The sequence below is a fragment of the Streptomyces aurantiaciflavus genome (assembly GCF_049808595.1).
Classification (GTDB): Bacteria; Actinomycetota; Actinomycetes; order Streptomycetales; family Streptomycetaceae; genus Streptomyces.
Genome location: NZ_JBNCAQ010000008.1, coordinates 307,027 through 309,514 on the forward strand (window position 1 = coordinate 307,027; position 2,488 = coordinate 309,514).

Genomic DNA, 2,488 nt, shown 5'->3' on the forward strand with positions numbered 1-2,488 from the left:
GGGGGGGCGGCGCGCCCGCGGGGGGGGGGGGGGGGGGGGGGGGGGGGGGGCGGGGGGGGGGGCGGCGCGCCCCCCCGCGCCGAGGGAGGCCGCGATCATCAGCAGCAGCAGGAACGAGCCGACGGCGGCGGCGCCGGCCGCGAGCAGCTGGGACTGCAGGCCACGGCGGCCGGAGGACCTGGCGAGGTGCCAGGTCAGGGGCAGAACGGGGGAACGCATGGCGGCTACTCCTGCGGGTTCAGGCGACGGTGTACTGGGTGTGGCCGCTGATGCGGCCGTCGCGGACCTGGAGGATGCGGTCGCAGTGGGCGGCGACGTCGGCGTCGTGGGTGACCATGACCAGGGCGGCGCCCGTCTCCCGGGTGGCGAAGGTCAGCAGCTGGACCACCTCCGTGCTGGTGCGCTGGTCCAGGGCGCCGGTCGGCTCGTCGGCGAAGACCACGTCCGGCTCGACGGCCAGGGCGCGGGCGATGGCGACCCGCTGCGCCTGTCCGCCGGAGAGCTGGCCGGGACGACGCCCCTCCAGCCCGTCCAGCCCCAGCGGCTCGAACCAGCGGCGGCCCCGTTCGACGGCCTCCTTGCGCGGCACGCCCTCCAGCATCAGCGGCAGCGCGACGTTCTCCTCGGCGGGCAGCTCCGGCAGCAGCTGGCCGAACTGGAACACGAACCCGAACCGCTTGCGGCGCAGCGCGCTGAGCCGGTTCTCGCCCAGCTTGTCGATCCGCTCGCCGCGCAGCAGAACGTGGCCGTCGTCGGGGCGGATGATCCCCGCCAGGGTGTGCAGCAACGTGGACTTGCCGGACCCGGAGGGGCCCATGATGGCCAGCGAGTCGCGCTCGCCGACCTCGACGTCCACGCCGGCCAGGGCGGTGGTGGAGCCGTACTTCTTGACCAGGCCGTATCCGGCCAGAACGGTGCTCATGGTGTGTCGTGGCCCTTCTCAGCGCTCGGACTTCCAGGTGACGCTCTCGGCGTCGGCCGGCTTCACCCTCGCCCGCGGGCCCGGGCGCGCGCCTCGGCCGAACGGCCGGATCGCCGGCCGGGTCCCTCGACCGTTCGGCCGATCCCGTTGCCGGGGCTCTGGCCTACGGTGATCGGCATGAGGTCTGTTTCCGCCCGGGGCTGCGTCCGCGCCCTCGCCGTCGGTCTCCTGCTCGCCGCGGCCGTCGTCGACGTGCTCTACGCGGGCGCCGACGGAACGAGCGTCCTGCCGACGGCGAACCCCGTCTGGCCGACCCTGGCCGTGGTGCTCGTCGGGCTGGCCGGCGTGCTGTGGCCGGCCGGGCGGCGGCCCGAGTGGCTCACGCCGCAGGTCCGCACCGCCGTTCCCGCTCTCGTCTCGGCCCTCGTCACAGTGGCTTCGCTGCTGATCCGAGGGGCGGTCGTGCTCGGCCCGGGCGAGGTCGTGATCCTGCTGTGCCTGCTTTTCATCGCGGTACGGCACTGCCCGCCGCCGTGGGCCGTGCTGTGCGGCGTCCTCGACGCGGGCGCGCTGCTCGTCCTGCCGGTACGCGGCGACGTGACGCTGAGCAGTGACGTGCTGGGCCTGGAGATGATCGGTCTGCTGCTGGTCGGCCTCGTCGCCGGGCTCGCGGGCTATCTGCGCTCGATGGACTACCGCCGCACCGTCGCCGTCAGCGACACCCGCCGCAGCGAACGCCTGGCCATTGCCGCAGACCTGCACGACTTCGTCGCCCACCACGTGACCGGCATCCTCGTGCAGACCCGGGTGGCCCGCATGATGGCGGCCACCCAGCCGCAGGAACTGGACCCCGTCCTGGCCGGTATCGAGCGGGCCGCGACCGAGGCCCTCGCCTCGATGCGCCGCACGGTCGGCGTGCTGCGGGACACGGGCCCCGAGGCGGCCGACCGCCGCCCGGTCGGCGACCTCGCGGGCGTCGCCGAACTGATCGAGGGCTTCGCGACGCCGGGCCAGCAGGTCGTCCTGCGCCGCGACCCCGCCGTGTCCCGCGAACTCCCCCACGAGGTGCAGGCCGCGGCCTTCCGGGTCGTCCAGGAGGCGCTGACCAACATCCGCCGGCACGCGGCCGACGCCACGCACATCGAGGTCCGCCTGCGCGACGGCACCGGCCGCCTGGAGGTGACGGTGGCGGACGACGGCCGTGGCGGCACCCAACTCCCGGCGGCCGCCCACGGTGGCGGCTTCGGCCTCGTCGGCCTCAAAGAGCGGGTGACCGCACTGGGCGGCCAACTGGACGCCGGGCCGCGGGGCGGCGTGGGATGGCAAGTACGGGCGGTGTTTCCGGCGCGGAAGTCCTGAGGTGCGGGCCCTCCCGTCGTACGGCCGCCCGTCCTCCGGCTGACCCCGGGCGGGCCGCCCGGTGGAGCGCCACGCCCGGCTGATGCTGGGCCGCCCCCGCCCGGAGCGGCGGGGACGGCACGAGGAGGCGGGGCCGCGTCTGCGCGTCGCCTCCGCGCCGGGGGGCGACTTCCCGGAGGTCCGGCAGCGGGACGGGAGCGGCCCGGC

2 protein-coding genes are annotated in these 2,488 nt (G+C 75.8%); one reads left to right on the forward strand and one right to left on the reverse strand.

Annotated elements, in window-relative coordinates:
• Positions 1-238: 238 nt before the first annotated feature.
• Positions 239-922 carry an ABC transporter ATP-binding protein gene (locus ACPT94_RS12120; protein WP_360337129.1) on the reverse strand — a complete coding sequence of 228 codons (684 nt, stop codon included), beginning with the start codon at positions 920-922 and terminating at the stop codon, positions 239-241.
• Positions 923-1,099: 177 nt separating this feature from the next.
• Between ACPT94_RS12120 and ACPT94_RS12125 the strand changes: the two genes are divergently transcribed.
• Positions 1,100-2,281 (forward strand): sensor histidine kinase, encoded by a 1,182-nt coding sequence (locus ACPT94_RS12125; RefSeq protein WP_425245799.1) that lies wholly within the window; start codon positions 1,100-1,102, stop codon positions 2,279-2,281.
• The last annotated feature ends 207 nt before the right edge of the window (positions 2,282-2,488 follow it).

What these genes read in the sequence shown, in the direction of transcription:
- ACPT94_RS12120 (WP_360337129.1), bottom strand. Translation starts at nt 922, where the DNA reads ATGAGCACCGTTCTGGCCGGATACGGCCTGGTCAAGAAGTACGGCTCC.
- ACPT94_RS12125 (WP_425245799.1), top strand. Translation starts at nt 1,100, where the DNA reads ATGAGGTCTGTTTCCGCCCGGGGCTGCGTCCGCGCCCTCGCCGTCGGT.